Raw genomic sequence first — 16,105 nt, forward strand, 5'->3', positions numbered from 1 at the left:
GGCCCGTACCGCGTCCAGGGTGCTCATCGAACGGTCTCCTTCTCCTGGCGCTGGTCCTGCGCCGGGCGGGGACCCCTCCACATGCTGGGAACTCACACTGAGAGCTCACACCGAGAACTCACGACGGCAACAACACCGTCAGCAGGAGCAGCCGCCGCACTGGCAGGGTGCGCCCGACTGGCAGCCGCAGCTGCAGCCCGAGCCGCAGCCGCACGCGCCGATCAGTGGGAGCCGGGTCACTTCGACGGGCGTGACGGGTGCTTCCTGGCGTGGTTCGGTCGTGGGCGAATCGGCCATGGGTCCCTCCCGGGGTAGGCAGACGCAAGGAGCCTTCGCCCATTGCATGCCCAATTCGGCGGGCGCATCAACGGCGCACGCGCGCAAGGGAGTTGGGGCACCAGAACCCGTACGGGCGGATCAGGCCCCCTCGACCGGCGCCGACGCCTGGAGGTCGTCGGCGTGTTCGCCGGTGACCAGGTACACCACGCGCTTGGCGACCGACACCGCGTGGTCCGCGAAGCGCTCGTAGTAGCGGCCGAGCAGGGTCACGTCCACCGCGGTCTCGATGCCGTGCTTCCAGCGGTCGTCCATCAGGTGCTGGAACAGCGTGCGGTGCAGCAGGTCCATCTCGTCGTCGTCCTGCTCCAGCTGGAGGGCCAGGTCGACGTCCTTGGTGATGATGACCTCGGCCGCCTTCGCCATCAGGCGCTGGGCGAGCTGGCCCATCTCCAGGATGGTCGCGTGCAGGTCGTGCGGAACGGCGCGCTCCGGGTAGCGAAGGCGGGTCAGCTTGGCCACGTGCTGGGCGAGGTCGCCCGAGCGTTCCAGGTCGGCGCTCATGCGCAGGGAGGTCACGACGATCCGGAGATCGGTGGCGACCGGCTGCTGGCGGGCCAGCAGGGCTATCGCCCGGGCCTCCAGGTCGTGCTGGAGATCGTCGACCTTCTGGTCGGCCGCGATCACGCTCTCGGCGAGCTTCAGATCGGCGTCGAGCATGGCCGTGGTGGCGCGCCCGATCGCCGACCCGACAAGACGAGCCATTTCGACCAGGCCCTCGCCGATCGAGTCAAGTTCCTCGTGGTACGCGTCCCGCATGGGTGTCCCTCTCTACAACGTCTCCGGGGGGCCGGGGGTGCCTGTGAACCCCACGGTCCCACGTTGCGTCCGTTACGCGTCCGATTCGGCCATAGGAAGTGAACCGGCACTATCACCTCGGTGAACTCTGGGCGACGAACGTTCGAGCGGCCACCCATTTGGCTGGGAGAGTGTCGGCGGGGCCGCATAACCTGGATGCATGGACGTGAACGCGGCGGTCGCCGCATTGGCAGCGATCGCCGGGGTGTGCACCGGCGTGATCGCCATGCTGGCGTTCCGCTGGAGCGAGCGCGACCAGGCGCGGCCCACCCGGACGTCCCTGCACACCGACGCCGTACTGCCCCCGGGCGTGGACACGGTCCTTTCCGTACTGCGCTCCTCCGCGGTCGTCCTCGACGAGGGCGACTCGGTGGTCAAGGCCAGCTCCGCGGCGTACGCGCTCGGCCTGGTCAGGGGCGGCAAGCTGGCCGTCGAGCCCATGCTGCACATGGCCCGCGACACGCGCCGCGACGGCGAGATACGCCAGGTCGAGCTCGACCTGCCCCGGCGCGGTACGGGCCGGGGCGAGGCCCTCGCGGTCTCGGCCCGGGTCGCCCCGCTCGGTTCCCGGCTCGTGCTGCTCCTGGTGGAGGACCTCACCGAGGCCCGCCGCATCGAGGCCGTACGGCGCGACTTCGTGGCCAACGTCAGCCACGAGCTCAAGACCCCGACCGGGGCGCTCTCCCTGCTCTCCGAGGCCGTCATGGACGCATCGGACGACCCCGAGGCGGTCACCCGCTTCGCCGGCCGGATGCAGATCGAGGCGACCCGGCTCACCAACCTGGTCCAGGAGCTCATCGACCTCTCCCGCGTCCAGAACGACGACCCGCTGGAGGACGCGGAGCCGGTGCGCGTCGACGAACTCGTCGCCGAGGCCATAGACCGCTCCCGGCACCCCGCGTCCACCAAGCAGATCACCATGGCCGCGGGCGGCACCGCCGACCTGTACGTCTGGGGCAACCGCGGCCAGCTCGCGGCGGCCCTGGGCAACCTCGTCGAGAACGCCGTCAACTACTCACCGGCCAGGACCCGGGTCGGCATCGCCGGGCGCCGCATCGCCGCGCCCGGCGGGGACCTCATCGAGATCGCCGTGACCGACCAGGGCATAGGCATCTCCGAGAAGGACCGCGAGCGCGTCTTCGAGCGCTTCTACCGGGTGGACCCGGCCCGCTCCCGTGCCACCGGAGGCACGGGCCTGGGCCTGGCCATCGTCAAGCACGTGGCCGCCTCGCACGGCGGGGAGGTCACGGTGTGGAGCTCCGAGGGACAGGGCTCCACCTTCACCCTGCGGCTGCCGGAAGCCGGCGCCGTTCGGGACCGCGCCTCCGCCGGGCGCGGGCCTGTCACGGTCGACGAGGACGAGGATGTCCCGTACGAGACCTTCAGTTCCGCTGTGCCTGAATCACAAGCCATAGTTCCTGCCCCGGAGGTCCTTCCGTGACCCGAGTGCTCGTCGTCGAGGATGAGGAATCCTTCAGCGACGCCCTGTCCTACATGCTCCGCAAGGAGGGCTTCGAGGTCGCGGTGGCGGCCACCGGGCCCGACGGCCTGGACGAGTTCGAGCGCAACGGCGCCGACCTGGTCCTGCTCGACCTGATGCTGCCCGGCCTGCCGGGCACCGAGGTCTGCCGTCAGCTCCGCGGCCGCTCCAACGTCCCGGTCATCATGGTGACCGCCAAGGACAGCGAGATCGACAAGGTCGTGGGCCTGGAAATAGGGGCCGACGACTACGTCACCAAGCCGTTCTCCTCACGCGAGCTGGTGGCCCGCATCCGCGCCGTGCTGCGCCGCCGCGGCGAGCCGGAGGAGGTCACCCCGGCCGCCCTGGAGGCGGGCCCGGTCCGCATGGACGTCGACCGCCACGTGGTCACCGTCTCCGGCGGCAAGGTCGACCTCCCGCTGAAGGAGTTCGACCTCCTGGAGATGCTCCTGCGCAACGCGGGCCGCGTCCTCACCCGGATGCAGCTCATCGACCGGGTCTGGGGCGCGGACTACGTCGGCGACACCAAGACCCTCGACGTCCACGTCAAGCGCCTGCGCGCCAAGATCGAGCCGGACCCGGGCGCGCCGCGCTACCTGGTGACGGTCCGTGGCCTGGGCTACAAGTTCGAGCCGTAAGCCGCCGGTATCCGGTACATGGGCACGTGACAAACCGGTACACGAGCACGTGACAAAGGAGGGCGGGCCCGGATCAGATCCGGGCCCGCCCTCCTTTTCATGCCTGTGTCAGTGGCCGGCCGCGCTGTGCGACGGCGAGCCGGAGCCCGCGGGCTTGCCGCCGCTGCCCGCCGTGTTCGCCGTGTTCGGCGTGGCCGAGCCGGACGGGCTGCCCGAGACGGGGGCCGACGGCTCGCCCGACGGCGACTCCTTCGGCTTCGGGAGCTCGCTGGGGCCGACGCCCTCGAAGTAGCTGGTGGCCGGGACCACGAAGGCGTCCAGGCTCACGGTGCCGGTCCTGCTGAACTGGAAGGTGACCTTCTGCGCGTCGCCGTTCTTGGCGGCCTCGCGGCCGTTGGCGACGACCGCGGAGGCGTTGCCCTTGCCGCCGATCACCACGGAGCCGTGCGCCGGGACGGTGATCGCGCCCGTGCCCTTGGCCGGGGAGAGCTTGACGGCGGCGCTGCCGACCTGGACGGAGTCCAGCGTCTGCGGGTCGGTGCCGTTGTTGAACAGCGTCGCAGCGACGACGGCCGGGCCTTCGGCGTCGGCCTTCGGCTGGGTGACGACCGTCGCGTTCTGGACCTTGATGTCGCCGACGGTGACGTAGGCGTTGTCCGCCTTGACTCCGAGCGTCTGGGCCCCGTTGCCCGCCGCGCAGGCGGAGAGGGAGGCGAGCGAGAACGCGATGGCAGAAGCGGCGAGGGCGCCGCGTCGAAGGCTGCGGCTCACGGCGGCGGCAACTCCTTGGACGTACGAGACGGACTGCTTCGGACGGGCTACGGATCAGCCGGCCGCGTACCTAAGGGCCAGCTAAGGGTGTGTCAGCGGGCCTAGATTACCGAGCCGTCCGACGCGCCCCGCACCCGACCCGCCCCTACGGACGACGGGCCCGCGGAACTCGGGTGGATCACATGCCGATCTTGGTCTTTCGTACGCCGTTCACATATGCCGGGTGATCAATTTCCCGGGCCGCCACACATTCCTTACCGAAAATCCCCGGGAGTGGTCCGACGGGGTCGTTCGTTGATCAATTCCGGAAAGAATCCCGATCGGCCGAACGGGTGAACGAGCGCCGAACGGAGTAGACGAAGTTCACCGCCTGGAATCCGGCAAACCGGGACGTTCGGCCTCCATGGGGGTCGATCGGGGGCGCGTAACGTACGCGTTTCGCAGCCCCTTCGCAGCCGCTCCGACCTGCGAATACCACCTTCCGCAAGCCCTCCGCAGCACGTTCCTGTTGCTGTTGTCAAGCCCCGAGATATGCCCTGACCTGCGAAAACGCCATTCAGAAGAAGCCGTATCCGTGTTACCCTGGATAGCCACGGAAGGGGTACCTGTCACATGACGTTCAAGGTTGGCGACACCGTGGTCTATCCCCATCACGGGGCCGCGCTGATCGAGGCCATCGAAACTCGTCAGATCAAAGGCGTGGACAAGACCTACTTGGTGCTCAAGGTCGCCCAGGGCGACTTGACTGTGCGCGTGCCCGCGGACAATGCGGAGTTCGTCGGCGTTCGCGATGTAGTTGGTCAGGACGGGCTGGACCGGGTCTTCGAGGTGCTGCGCGCGCCGTACGCGGAGGAGCCCACGAACTGGTCCCGTCGTTACAAGGCAAATCTTGAGAAGCTCGCCTCCGGCGACGTCATCAAGGTCGCCGAAGTGGTGCGTGACCTGTGGCGTCGTGAGCGCGAGCGCGGGCTGTCCGCAGGTGAGAAGCGCATGCTCGCCAAGGCGCGCCAGATCCTGGTGAGCGAGCTGGCCCTCGCGGAGAACACCAACGAAGACAAGGCCGAGGCTCTTCTCGACGAGGTTCTCGCGTCCTGACGCCGAACGTTCCGGGGCCCGCCCCGGAATGCCCGGCATTGCCGCGGTGCCCGCTGACCAGCAGTGAAAATTGCTGTGTCGCCGGGCGCTGCGGCATGTTCGTATCCCCTCGCCGTCAACGCCCGCATTCCGTGTGTGCCGGGCCCGGGCGGCCTGCCTGACCGGTCGTCACGGAAGGGCCGGTCAGGGCATCGCGCCCGGCACTCCCCAGGCTCCAGGAGCAGGGGGTACCCCCAGGCCATACCCATGTCGTTTGAGGACACAAACCTTGTCAGACGAATCGCGCCCTTTTCGCACCGCCGCGGTGATTCCAGCGGCCGGACGCGGCGTGCGGCTCGGCCCGGGCGCCCCCAAGGCGCTCCGCGCGCTGAACGGCACGCCCATGCTCATCCACGCCGTCCGGGCCATGGCCGCCTCCCGCGCCGTCTCGCTCGTCGTCGTGGTGGCCCCGCCGGACGGTGCCACCGAGGTCAAGAACCTCCTCGCCGAGCACGCCCTGCCGGACCGCACCGACTTCCTCGTGGTGCCCGGCGGCGAGAGCCGCCAGGAGTCCGTGAAGCTCGGCCTGGACGCGCTGCCGCCCGGCTTCGACATCGTGCTGGTCCATGACGCGGCCCGCCCGCTCGTCCCCGTCGACACCGTCGACGCGGTCATCGAGGCGGTACGCGACGGCGCGGCCGCCGTGGTGCCCGCGCTCCCGCTCGCCGACACGGTCAAGCAGGTCGAGCCCCGCACCGACGGCGCGCCCGAGCGGGTCGTCGCCACCCCCGAGCGGGCCCGCCTGCGCGCGGTGCAGACGCCGCAGGGCTTCGACCACGCCACGCTCGTGCGCGCCCACGAGAGCGTCACCGAGAACGTCACGGACGACGCCGGCATGATCGAGCAGCTCGGCCTGCCCGTCGTCGTGGTGCCCGGCCACGAAGAGGCGTTCAAGGTGACCCGGCCGCTCGACCTCGTACTCGCCGAGGCCGTACTCGCACGACGGAGGGCCAACGATGGCTTCTGAAGCGTCTGACACCGGGCTGCCGCCCAGTGGTCCCGCGACTCCCCTGATTCCCCTGGTCGGGATCGGCACCGACGTCCACGGCTTCGAGCGCGGGCGCGAGCTGTGGTGCGCCGGGCTGCTCTGGGAAGGTGAGGAGTACGGCCTCGCCGGGCACTCCGACGGCGACGTCGCGGCCCACGCCGCGTGCGACGCGCTCTTCTCGGCGGCCGGCGTCGGCGACCTCGGCGCGCACTTCGGCACCGACCGCCCCGAGTGGTCCGGCGCCGCGGGAGTGACCCTGCTCGCCGAGGCCGCCCGGATCGTGCGCGCCGAGGGGTACGAGATCGGCAACGTCGCGGTGCAGGTCATCGGCGTACGGCCGAAGATCGGCAAGCGGCGCGACGAGGCGCAGAAGGCGCTCTCGGCCGCGGCCGGCGCGCCCGTATCGGTGTCCGGCACCACCACGGACGGGCTCGGTCTGACCGGCCGGGCCGAGGGGCTCGCGGCGATCGCCACGGCGCTGGTGTACCGGCTGCCGTAGAAGCCGACAACCCGCGGGGAGACCGGTCGATCACCCCGCGGAAGATCGTCAGGCGGGTCCGACACCCAACAGTCGCCAAATTGTGTGCCCCGAGGCCCGGAAGGGTCGCGGGGCACTGGTATTGGGCCACTACCCTTGTGGGGTGACCATTCGCCTGTACGACACCAGCGCCCGGCAGATTCGCGATTTCGTCCCGCTCTCGCAGGGCTGTGTCTCGATCTACCTGTGTGGTGCCACGGTCCAGGCGGCTCCGCACATCGGGCACATCCGGTCGGGGCTGAACTTCGACATCATGCGCCGCTGGTTCGAGTACCGCGGTTATGACGTGACGTTCATCCGGAACGTCACCGACATCGACGACAAGATCATCCGGAAGTCGGGCGAGCAGAACCGCCCGTGGTGGTCGATCGGGTACGAGAACGAGCGGGCGTTCAACGACGGCTACACCGCGCTCGGCTGCCTGCCGCCCACCTATGAGCCGCGCGCGACCGGGCACATCACCGAGATGATCGAGATGATGCGCACTCTGATCGAGCGCGGCCACGCCTACGAGGCGGACGGCAGCGTCTACTTCGACGTGCGGTCCTTCCCCGGCTACCTGCAGCTGTCCAACCAGGACATCGACGACCTGCGCCAGCCCGCCGAGGAAGGCATCACCGGCAAGCGCGACCCGCGGGACTTCGCGATGTGGAAGGCGTCCAAGCCGGGCGAGCCCGACTGGGAGACGCCGTGGGGGCGGGGCCGGCCGGGCTGGCACCTGGAGTGCTCGGCGATGGCCCACAAGTACCTGGGCTCCGCGTTCGACATCCACGGCGGCGGCCTCGACCTGATCTTCCCGCACCACGAGAACGAGATCGCCCAGGCCAAGGCGTACGGCGACGACTTCGCCGGCTACTGGGTGCACAACGCGTGGGTGACGATGTCCGGCGAGAAGATGTCGAAGTCGCTGGGCAACAGCGTGCTCGTGTCGGAGATGGTCAAGCAGTGGCGGCCGATCGTGCTGCGCTACTACCTGGGCACCCCGCACTACCGGTCGATGATCGAGTACAGCGAGGAGGCCCTGCGCGAGGCCGAGTCGGCGTTCGCCCGCATCGAAGGCTTCATCCAGCGCGTGGTGGAGAAGGCGGGGGGCGTGGTCGAGCCCGCCGCCCAGGTGCCGCCGGCGTTCGCCGAGGCCATGGACGACGACCTGGGCGTCCCGCAGGCCCTCGCGATCGTCCACACCACGGTGCGGCAGGGCAACAGCGCACTGGCCGCCGACGACAAGGAAGCCGCCACCGCCCGCCTGGCCGAGGTCCGCGCCATGCTGGGCGTCCTGGGCCTGGACCCGCTGGACGCGCACTGGGCCGGGGAGACCGACCGTGGCGAGGACCTGCACGGGGCCGTCGACACGCTCGTACGCCTGGTCCTGGAGCAGCGCGAGGCGGCCCGCTCCCGCAAGGACTGGGCCACCGCGGACGCGATCCGCGACCAGCTCACCCAGTCCGGCCTGGTCATCGAGGACAGCCCCAGCGGGCCCCGCTGGACCCTCGGCCCACGCTGAGCCCACGCGCGATGTGCCGCCCGGGCGATCGGGCGGCACACTTCATATACGTACGTACACGATCTGCATCCGCATGTGGATCGCGGATTCACTGAGGAAATAGGTAGGTCATGGCCGGGAACAGCCAGCGCAGGAACCGCCGCACGTCCAACAAGAAGGGCGCTACGGTCGGCAGCGGTGGCCAGCGGCGCCGTGGCCTGGAGGGCAAGGGCCCCACGCCGCCCGCCGAGATGCGCAAGAAGCACAAGAAGAACCGCATCGCGACCGCCAAGGCCAAGCAGGCCGCGACCCGTCGCCCCGCGCCCCGGCGCGGCGGCGCCAAGGGCACGTCCGAGATGGTCGTGGGCCGCAACCCGGTCTTCGAGGCGCTGCGCGACGGCGTCCCGGCGACCACCCTCTACGTCCAGCAGTACATCGACAACGACGAGCGCGTCCGCGAGGCCCTCCAGCTCGCCGGCGAGCGCGGCAACATCAACCTGATGGAGGCCCCGCGCGCCGAGCTCGACCGGATGACGAACGGCCTCAACCACCAGGGCCTCGTCCTCCAGGTCCCGCCGTACGAGTACGCGGACCCGCAGGACCTCACCGCGCTCGCGTACGACAACGGCGAGGACCCGCTGATCGTCGCGCTTGACGGCGTGACCGACCCGCGCAACCTCGGCGCCATCGTCCGCTCCACGTCCGCCTTCGGCGGCCACGGAGTGGTCGTGCCCGAGCGGCGCGCGGCCGGCATGACGGCGGGCGCCTGGAAGTCGTCGGCGGGCACCGCGGCCCGTACGCCGGTCTCCCGCGTGACCAACCTGACGCGCGCGCTTGAGGCGTACAAGAAGGAAGGTCTCACGATCGTCGGTCTCGCCGCCGACGGCGAGCACACGGTCGAGGACCTGGAGCAGATCGGCGGCCCCGTCGTCATCGTGATCGGCAGCGAGGGCAAGGGACTTGGCCGGCTCGTCGGCGAGACCTGCGACTACCGCGTGCGGATCTCGATGCCGGGCGGCGCCGAGTCCCTCAACGCCGGTGTGGCGGCGGGCATCGTGCTCTACGAGGCGGCCCGCCGACGCGCCTGACCTGGGTGATCTTGACGGGTCTCGGACAGATTCGGGCCCGTCAAGCAGTGTCCTAAACCCCCATCACTCGGTTAGATGAGTGTGGACACCAGAACGCCCCGGCCCGGGCTCGACGACCAGCCTGCCCTGAGCATGGTCAAGGTGGACTGCGACCCCGCGCAGGTCATCGTCAACCACGCGAGCTTCCGGGTGCAGCTTGCACCCAAGTCGCTGCCGAAGCCCCTCATTTCGGGCACCACGATGCGCCGCAGGGCGCCGGTGGTGTGGAGCGGGAAGTCGGCTCCGGGGGCGAGCGGACTGCTGCAGGCCGTCCGCGCCACCTCCGTCGTCGGCGGCGACAGCGAGCGCTACGACACCGGCGCGACGCAGGTCATCCCGCGCATCGCCGTCGACGACGCGATGCCGACGCCGCTCATCCCCAGACCGGGCGTCGCCCCGGAGACCGCACTGCTCCCGCAGATGCGCACTCCCTACGGCCAACAGCCGTACGCGCAGGGCGAGTTCGAGGACTTCGGCGAGCTCGAAGGCGACGGGGACGACGGCTCGACCGCCAAGCGGCGCGGCGCCGAGCCGGTCCGGCACGCCTACTACCCGGGCCGCCGGATGAACCTCGGCGTCGTGCTGCTTCCGCTGCGCGTCTTCCTCGGTTTCATCTCCGTGTACGCAGGCATGGGCAAGCTGTGCGACCCCGTGTACTTCGACGGCGGCGAGCGCGGCTCGATGGTCAAGTGGCTGAACTCGCTGCACCCCTGGGGGCTCGCCGAGCCCCTGCGCGACTTCGCACTCCAGCACCCGGTGGGCGCCGGCCTGACCGTCGCCTTCCTCCAAGTCGTCGTCGGCGTACTGACGATGCTCGGCCTGTGGCAGCGCGTGGCGGCCGTGTTCGGCGCGATGCTGTCGGCGGCCCTCCTTGTGACGGTGAGCTGGCAGACCGTACGCGCCTACGACGCCCCCGACATCATCTACCTCGCCGCCTGGTCCCCGCTGATCATCGCGGGCGCCCCGGTGTACTCGCTGGACGCCCGGCTCGCGGGCGAGGCCTGGCGCAAGCTCGGGCCGCGCTCCGAACTGTGGGAACTGAGGCGCCGGGTGCTGCGGCGCGGCCTGGTCATGACGACCGTCGTGGTCGGCCTCACCCTGATGACCGGCGCGCTCCTTGGCGGGGCGGTCCGCTCCACCACCGTGGTGACCGTGCCGGGACCCGACGACGACCCGACCAACTACCTCCCCGGCACCCCGCTGCCGAGCGAGACGGGACCCGCGTTCGCACCCCGTACCCCCTCCAAGAGCGCCAAGCCGTCGGCCAAGGCCAAGACTTCGGCGAGCCCCGCCGCGAAGGCGTCCAAGAAGCCGAGGACCCACCAGACCGCCACGGCGGGCACCACCGGCCAGCCGAGCCACTCCGCCGGCACCGGCGGCCAGCCCTCGTCCCGCCAGCGCACCGCCCCGCTGGCACCCCCGTCGACGAGCGCGGGCCCGACGTCGTCGGGCAGCACGGGCTCAACCGGGAGCAACCGCAACCCCATTGGGGGGCTGCTGGGTTAGCGGCGGCAACACAGCCAAGGGGCCGGACACGTCAGGTGTCCGGCCCCTTGGGCGTTCACGCGAAGGCGCTTGCGGCTCAGAGCCTGTGTCTCAACGCCGCTGAGCCGCAAGCTCCTTGGCCGCCTCCGTGAGGTCCTTGGCCGTGTCGATGGCCCGCCAGTACGCCCCGTGGGGCAGCGGGAACCCGGCCAGGCGGCGCTCGCGGGCGAGGCGGGGGAACGTGGTGCGCTCGTGGTCGCCGACGTCCGGCAGCATCGCGGTGAAGGCCGCGGAGAAGACGTACACGCCCGCGTTGATGAGGTACGGCGAGGGCGGCGACTCGATGAAGTCGGTGATGTGGCCGAAGGCGTCGGTCTCGACGGCGCCCCACGGGATGCGGGGGCGGGCCAGGGCCAGGGTGGCGGTCGCGTCGCGCTCGCCGTGGAAGGAGGCCATCTCGCGGAGCGAGAAGCGCGTCCAGATGTCGCCGTTGGTGGCGTACCAGGGCTGGTCGGGGTGCGGGAGCGAGGCCGCCGCGTACTTGAGGCCGCCGCCCCGGCCCAGCGGTTCGTCCTCGACGACCGTGGTGACACGCAGCGGAAGATCGGCCTTCGCGAGCCAGTCCTTCAGGACGTCGGCGAGGTGGCCGCAGGAGACCACGGCGTCAGTGACGCCCTCGGCGGCCAGCCAGGCGAGCTGATGGCCGATGATCGGGATCCCGGTGCCCGGGATCTCGACCATCGGCTTGGGGCGGTCGTCGGTGTACGGACGAAGTCGTGAGCCCTGGCCGCCCGCCAGGACCACGGCCTGCGTCGGAAAGGTCGCAGTTGTGCTCGCAGTCATGCGGTGAACGATAGGCGTCCCCGCAGCGGGGCGTCACCGCTCCTGGGCCACGCCGGAGGCGAAGGAGGTGTCGCAGACGGGGCGGGAGTACGACTGGGCCTTCACGGGGCCGTAGTGCTCGACGGCGGCCCTGCCGAGCGCGCGGGCGATCGACATGCAGTGCTTGGCGAGCGAGGGGCGGTGCTCCACCTCGCGCTGGAGGTGGGTCAGCGCGGTGCCGGGGTCCTTCTCCTGGAGCTCGGTCAGGAGCGCGTCGCGCAGGACGTCCTGCGGGGCACGGGACTTGGCGCGTACGGAGACGTTCTCGGACGAGGCGGTCAGGATCTGCGATTCATTGCCGGCCCAGTTGACCCGGGTGACCGCGAGCGTCCCGGAGAGCACGAGGACGACGGGCAGGACAAGGGCGAGAGTTCGGCCGATTCGGCGGGCTGTGTGCGTCACGGAGGCGAGCGTAGCGGGCAGTGATGATTTGGCGACATTTAGTCACCCTGCCGGGGGATGGTTCGACGTTGCTTTTCGAATCGTGTGTTGACGAACGGGATTCGAAATGGGCGGTGTGCCGGGGTATTTGTCGACAACGGGCTGCGGCCCCGCACTCGCGTGCGGGGCCGCCAAAATCGTAGACCACCTGGTGGCGGCCTTCGTAGCGTACTCAGTCGGTGAGGCGCTCGCCCGTAGAAGTGGAGAACACGTGGGTCTCACCCGGACGCGGGACGACGTGCAGCTGAGCGCCCTTGTCCGGGACGGCGCGGCCGTTCACACGGACCACGAGGTCCTTCACTTCGCCGCCGACCTCGGCGGAACCGTACACATAGCCGTCGGCGCCGAGCTCCTCGACGACGTTGACGGTGACGGCGAGACCGGCCGGGGCGTCCGCGGACTCCTTGGTGAGGGCCTTCGCGGCGCCGCCGTTCTGCTCGACGATGTCGAAGTGCTCGGGGCGGACGCCGACGGTGACCGTGCGGTCGCCCTTGTCGGCGGCGGCGGACAGCGCCTCGCGGCTGACCGGCACCACGCTGTTGCCGAACTTCACGCCGCCGTCGGTGATCGGCACCTCGACCAGGTTCATGGCGGGCGAGCCGATGAAGCCGGCGACGAAGAGGTTGGCCGGGCGGTCGTACATGTTGCGCGGCGTGTCGATCTGCTGGAGCAGACCGTCCTTGAGGACGGCGACGCGGTCGCCCATCGTCATGGCCTCGACCTGGTCGTGCGTGACGTACACGGTGGTGATGCCGAGCCGGCGCTGCAGGGACGCGATCTGCGTACGGGTCGAGACGCGGAGCTTGGCGTCGAGGTTCGACAGCGGCTCGTCCATGAGGAAGACCTGCGGCTCGCGCACGATGGCGCGGCCCATCGCGACGCGCTGGCGCTGACCGCCGGAGAGCGCCTTGGGCTTCCGGTCGAGGTACTCGCTCAGGTCGAGGATCTTGGCGGCCTCCTCGACCTTCTTCCTGATCTCCGCCTTGTTCACGCCGGCGATCTTGAGGGCGAAGCCCATGTTGTCGGCGACGGTCATGTGCGGGTACAGCGCGTAGTTCTGGAACACCATCGCGATGTCCCGGTCCTTGGGCGGCAGGTGCGTGACATCACGCTCGCCGATGCGGATCGCTCCGCCGTTGACGTCCTCCAGGCCCGCGAGCATGCGCAGGGAGGTGGACTTTCCGCAGCCGGAGGGACCGACGAGGACGAGGAATTCGCCGTCCTCGATCTCGATCTCCAGGCCGTCGACCGCGGGCTTGGTGGATCCCGGGTAGATCCGGGTCGCCTTGTCGAACGTGACAGTGGCCATGACTGATGTGTCCCTTCACCGGCAGGAACGTGCCGGACGATCCGAGTAGAGGGAGAAGTGGTTTAGTCCACCTGAGTGGACTGGGTCAGGACGCTACCTGGGGATGTGCGTGTTGTCAGCAGTCCGGGGTTCACGAACTTGCCACCGGTCCGGCCCCCGAACTTGCCACCAGTGCGGCCCGACCAAATTTCCGGCCGCGCCCGCGCGAGCGTTGGTTACACTTCACGGGTTGCCTCCTTAGCTCAGCTGGCCAGAGCACCGCTCTTGTAAAGCGGGGGTCGTCGGTTCGAACCCGACAGGGGGCTCTGCCGCAACAGATCGCAACGAACCGTCCCGGGCCCGCCAGGTCCGGGACACTTGCTTTTTCGGGGTGTGGGGAGAGAGGCAGTCAACGCATGAGTCGTCGTTCCGGCGGGCTGGCCGGTGTCTGGGCGGAGGCGCAGCGGCAGCAGCAGCGCCAGCAGGAGGCGCGGCAGCGGGCGGTCGTCCAGCAGCAGCGGCAGCAGCGGGCGTACGAGCGTGATCTCGCGCGGATGCAGCGCGAGCAGCAGACGGCGTACCGGCAGGGGCGGGAGGCGGACGCTCGGCAGCGTACGCAGGAGTTGGAGGGGCAAGTCACCGCCCTGGCAGGGCTGTTGGCGGCCGGGTGTCGCACGGATCCGTTCCGGGTTTCGGCGCTGACCCGGCCGGAGGTGATCGCGCCGTTCGAGCCGGGGCAGCTCGGGCAGCCGGTGGCGATGCCCGATCCGGCGCACTATCAGGCGCAGGGCGGCTGGACGGCCGGGCGGCGCGCGCAGGCGCAGCAGGAGGCCGAGGCCAGATACCGGCACGACTGGCAGGCCGCGCAGGCCGCCGAGGCGCACCGGGTGCAGCAGCTCGCCGCGTACCGGGCGCAGTACGACGCGTGGGCCGCCGAGCAGCTCGCCGAGGTGCGCACGCACAACGCCGGCCTCGCGCAGCTGGTGGACGCGCTGCGGGCCGGTGAGCCGGGCGCGGCCGTCGACTACTTCTCCGCCGCGCTGTACGCGTCGGGTGCCTGGCCGGAGGGGTTCCCGCGGCAGGTGTCGGCCGCCTTCGACCGGGGCGCCCGGCAGCTCGTACTCGACTGGGAGCTGCCCGGGGTCGATGTCGTACCGGACATCAAGTCCGTTCGGTATGTGGCCAGTTCGGACCAGGAGAAGGAGTCGGCGCGGCCCGTCACCCAGCGCCGGGCGCTGTACCGGGACGCGCTCGCGCAGTGCATGCTGCTCGTGCTGCGTGAGGTGTTCGCGGCCGATGAGTTCGGCTGTCTTGAGTCGGTCGTCCTGAACGGCTTCGTCGATGACGTGGACCCGGCCACCGGGCGCCCGGCGGAGATCTTCCTCGCGACGGTGAGCGTGCCGCGCACCGCGTTCGAGCCGCTCAACCTCGGGCAGGTCAGCGCCGTCGAGTGTCTCGTGGAGGCGCTCCGCGGGCAGCTCTCGGCCCGGCCCGACCAGCGCACCGCCGTACGGCCCGGGCGCCGCCCCGCCGATGTCGGTACGGGCGTGGTGTCGCACGGGGGCGGCGGCGAGCCCGACCTGTTCACGATGGACCCCATCGAGTTCGAGGGCCTGGTCGCCGAACTGTTCCGGGCGCGCGGCATGCAGGCGCTCACCACCCAGCGCTCCAACGACGGCGGCGTCGACGTCGAGGCCCTCGACCCCGACCCGATCAGCGGCGGCCGGATCATCGTCCAGGTCAAGCGCTACCGCAATACGGTCCCGCCGACCGCGGTACGCGATCTGTACGGCACGGTGCAGGGTGCCGGCGCCAACAAGGGCGTCCTGGTGACGACTTCGGGCTTCGGGCCCGGCTCGTACGGTTTCGCGGAGGGGAAGCCTCTGACGCTGGTGTCGGGGGCGGAGCTGGTGGATCTGCTGCATCAGCACGGGTTGCGGGGGAGGCTGGGGGACGGCTCGGGCGAGGCGGCTGCTTCCGGGGAGGCGCCCGTCCCTGCCCAGCGGGTCGCGCGGGACGACGTTCCGGAGGCCGTCCCCGCCCAGCCGGCCGCGCCGGACGACCTTCCGGAGGACTTCAACATCCTCGGCATGACATGGACCGGGGCGGTCTCGCTCGACGTCTGCGCGCTGGTGTGCCAAGGGGCGCGGGTGTTGGCCGAAGAACACTTCGTCTTCTTCAACAACCCTGAGAATCCTGGGAGTTCGGTACGGATGGTGCCGGGTACGGGGGGTGACCGGGCGGCGGTGCGGGTGGTCTTCGACGCGCTGCCGGCTCGGGCGGACCGGCTGGTTCTGGTAGCTGCCGTGGACCCGGAGGCGAACCCCTCCCAGGATCTGGCCGGGTTCACCTCCGCGGCGATCTGTCTGCGGGATGCGGCGGGGCGTGAGCTGGACCGGCTTCCGGTCTCGGACGGCCGGCCTGGCGAGACGGCCCTGGTGCTCGGGTCGTTCCGGCGCCGGGCGGGGGGCGACTGGGACTTTGTGGCGGGTGGCAAGGGGTATCGGGGTGGGCTGGGGGAGTTGGTGGGGGAGTACGGGGTGGTGGTGGCCTGAGGGGTCGGCCCCCACCCCGCCCCTTCCCGCTGTGACACTCTGCGGCTCCGCCGCGTGGCCTCCGGGGGTTGGTTGTCCGGCTCCGGCCCGGTGGTCGTTCCTGGGGCTCCGCCCCAGACCCCGTTCGCGACTGAAGGGCGCTCGTCCTCAAACTCCCCCAA

14 protein-coding genes and 1 tRNA gene are annotated in these 16,105 nt (G+C 70.5%); 10 read left to right on the forward strand and 5 right to left on the reverse strand.

Features of this window, described 5'->3' with window-relative positions:
• Positions 1-417 precede the first annotated feature (417 nt).
• Positions 418-1,095, reverse strand: coding sequence for a phosphate signaling complex protein PhoU (gene phoU / locus ACWC2B_RS37380; RefSeq protein ID WP_450724699.1), 678 nt, complete (start codon positions 1,093-1,095; stop codon positions 418-420).
• Positions 1,096-1,294: 199 nt separating this feature from the next.
• Between phoU and ACWC2B_RS37385 the strand changes: the two genes are divergently transcribed.
• Together ACWC2B_RS37385 and ACWC2B_RS37390 are read left to right on the forward strand one after the other, a co-directional pair.
• Complete coding sequence (locus ACWC2B_RS37385; RefSeq protein WP_450724701.1) at positions 1,295-2,575, forward strand: sensor histidine kinase; 1,281 nt, start codon at positions 1,295-1,297, stop codon at positions 2,573-2,575.
• Entirely contained in the window at positions 2,572-3,252 is a 681-nt protein-coding gene (locus ACWC2B_RS37390; protein ID WP_017242433.1) for a response regulator transcription factor, read from the forward strand. Before ACWC2B_RS37385 ends, ACWC2B_RS37390 begins: the two co-directional genes overlap by 4 nt.
• Positions 3,253-3,360: 108 nt before the next feature.
• Here the strand turns inward: ACWC2B_RS37390 and ACWC2B_RS37395 are convergent, their stop codons facing one another.
• The gene (locus ACWC2B_RS37395; protein WP_450724704.1) at positions 3,361-4,023 is read right to left on the reverse strand and encodes a DUF461 domain-containing protein; all 663 of its coding nucleotides are present in this window, start codon (positions 4,021-4,023) and stop codon (positions 3,361-3,363) included.
• Positions 4,024-4,635: 612 nt separating this feature from the next.
• Here ACWC2B_RS37395 and ACWC2B_RS37400 point away from each other — a divergent pair.
• The 6 genes from ACWC2B_RS37400 to ACWC2B_RS37425 all read left to right on the forward strand — a co-directional run bounded on the left by ACWC2B_RS37400 (position 4,636) and on the right by ACWC2B_RS37425 (position 10,799).
• Positions 4,636-5,118, forward strand: coding sequence for a CarD family transcriptional regulator (locus tag ACWC2B_RS37400; RefSeq protein ID WP_003953493.1), 483 nt, complete (start codon positions 4,636-4,638; stop codon positions 5,116-5,118).
• 268 nt (positions 5,119-5,386) lie between these two features.
• The gene (gene ispD, locus ACWC2B_RS37405) at positions 5,387-6,124 is read left to right on the forward strand and encodes a 2-C-methyl-D-erythritol 4-phosphate cytidylyltransferase (RefSeq protein WP_450724706.1); all 738 of its coding nucleotides are present in this window, start codon (positions 5,387-5,389) and stop codon (positions 6,122-6,124) included.
• Positions 6,114-6,644, forward strand: a complete 531-nt coding sequence (gene ispF / locus ACWC2B_RS37410; protein ID WP_450724708.1) for a 2-C-methyl-D-erythritol 2,4-cyclodiphosphate synthase — start codon at positions 6,114-6,116, stop codon at positions 6,642-6,644. Before ispD ends, ispF begins: the two co-directional genes overlap by 11 nt.
• A 142-nt stretch (positions 6,645-6,786) precedes the next feature.
• Positions 6,787-8,187 carry a cysteine--tRNA ligase gene (cysS, locus tag ACWC2B_RS37415; RefSeq protein ID WP_450724710.1) on the forward strand — a complete coding sequence of 467 codons (1,401 nt, stop codon included), beginning with the start codon at positions 6,787-6,789 and terminating at the stop codon, positions 8,185-8,187.
• Between the two features lie 110 nt (positions 8,188-8,297).
• Positions 8,298-9,254 carry a 23S rRNA (guanosine(2251)-2'-O)-methyltransferase RlmB gene (rlmB, locus tag ACWC2B_RS37420; protein ID WP_450724712.1) on the forward strand — a complete coding sequence of 319 codons (957 nt, stop codon included), beginning with the start codon at positions 8,298-8,300 and terminating at the stop codon, positions 9,252-9,254.
• Positions 9,255-9,329: 75 nt separating this feature from the next.
• On the forward strand, positions 9,330-10,799 hold the full coding sequence (locus tag ACWC2B_RS37425) for a DoxX family membrane protein (RefSeq protein WP_450724714.1): 1,470 nt from the start codon (positions 9,330-9,332) through the stop codon (positions 10,797-10,799).
• A gap of 90 nt (positions 10,800-10,889) precedes the next feature.
• Here the strand turns inward: ACWC2B_RS37425 and ACWC2B_RS37430 are convergent, their stop codons facing one another.
• From ACWC2B_RS37430 to ACWC2B_RS37440, 3 genes are all read right to left on the reverse strand, one after another.
• Positions 10,890-11,621, reverse strand: a complete 732-nt coding sequence (locus ACWC2B_RS37430) for a nucleotidyltransferase family protein (RefSeq protein ID WP_450724716.1) — start codon at positions 11,619-11,621, stop codon at positions 10,890-10,892.
• A gap of 33 nt (positions 11,622-11,654) precedes the next feature.
• A complete protein-coding gene (locus ACWC2B_RS37435) occupies positions 11,655-12,062 on the reverse strand; it encodes a hypothetical protein (protein ID WP_450724718.1) in 408 nt (135 codons plus the stop codon).
• A gap of 211 nt (positions 12,063-12,273) precedes the next feature.
• The gene (locus tag ACWC2B_RS37440; RefSeq protein WP_450724720.1) at positions 12,274-13,410 is read right to left on the reverse strand and encodes an ABC transporter ATP-binding protein; all 1,137 of its coding nucleotides are present in this window, start codon (positions 13,408-13,410) and stop codon (positions 12,274-12,276) included.
• A 231-nt stretch (positions 13,411-13,641) separates the two neighbouring features.
• Here ACWC2B_RS37440 and ACWC2B_RS37445 point away from each other — a divergent pair.
• Together ACWC2B_RS37445 and ACWC2B_RS37450 are read left to right on the forward strand one after the other, a co-directional pair.
• Positions 13,642-13,715, forward strand: a tRNA-Thr gene (locus tag ACWC2B_RS37445).
• Positions 13,716-13,805: 90 nt separating this feature from the next.
• Positions 13,806-15,944 carry a restriction endonuclease gene (locus ACWC2B_RS37450; RefSeq protein ID WP_450724722.1) on the forward strand — a complete coding sequence of 713 codons (2,139 nt, stop codon included), beginning with the start codon at positions 13,806-13,808 and terminating at the stop codon, positions 15,942-15,944.
• Positions 15,945-16,105: the final 161 nt, after the last annotated feature.

It is taken from the genome of Streptomyces sp. NPDC001415, from assembly GCF_053597395.1.

Coding starts and splice junctions, on each gene's coding strand:
- rlmB (WP_450724712.1), top strand. CDS start 8,298: ATGGCCGGGAACAGCCAGCGCAGGAACCGCCGCACGTCCAACAAGAAG.
- phoU (WP_450724699.1), bottom strand. CDS start 1,095: ATGCGGGACGCGTACCACGAGGAACTTGACTCGATCGGCGAGGGCCTG.
- ACWC2B_RS37440 (WP_450724720.1), bottom strand. CDS start 13,410: ATGGCCACTGTCACGTTCGACAAGGCGACCCGGATCTACCCGGGATCC.
- ACWC2B_RS37450 (WP_450724722.1), top strand. CDS start 13,806: ATGAGTCGTCGTTCCGGCGGGCTGGCCGGTGTCTGGGCGGAGGCGCAG.
- ACWC2B_RS37385 (WP_450724701.1), top strand. CDS start 1,295: ATGGACGTGAACGCGGCGGTCGCCGCATTGGCAGCGATCGCCGGGGTG.
- ACWC2B_RS37430 (WP_450724716.1), bottom strand. CDS start 11,621: ATGACTGCGAGCACAACTGCGACCTTTCCGACGCAGGCCGTGGTCCTG.
- ACWC2B_RS37425 (WP_450724714.1), top strand. CDS start 9,330: ATGAGTGTGGACACCAGAACGCCCCGGCCCGGGCTCGACGACCAGCCT.
- ispF (WP_450724708.1), top strand. CDS start 6,114: ATGGCTTCTGAAGCGTCTGACACCGGGCTGCCGCCCAGTGGTCCCGCG.
- ACWC2B_RS37400 (WP_003953493.1), top strand. CDS start 4,636: ATGACGTTCAAGGTTGGCGACACCGTGGTCTATCCCCATCACGGGGCC.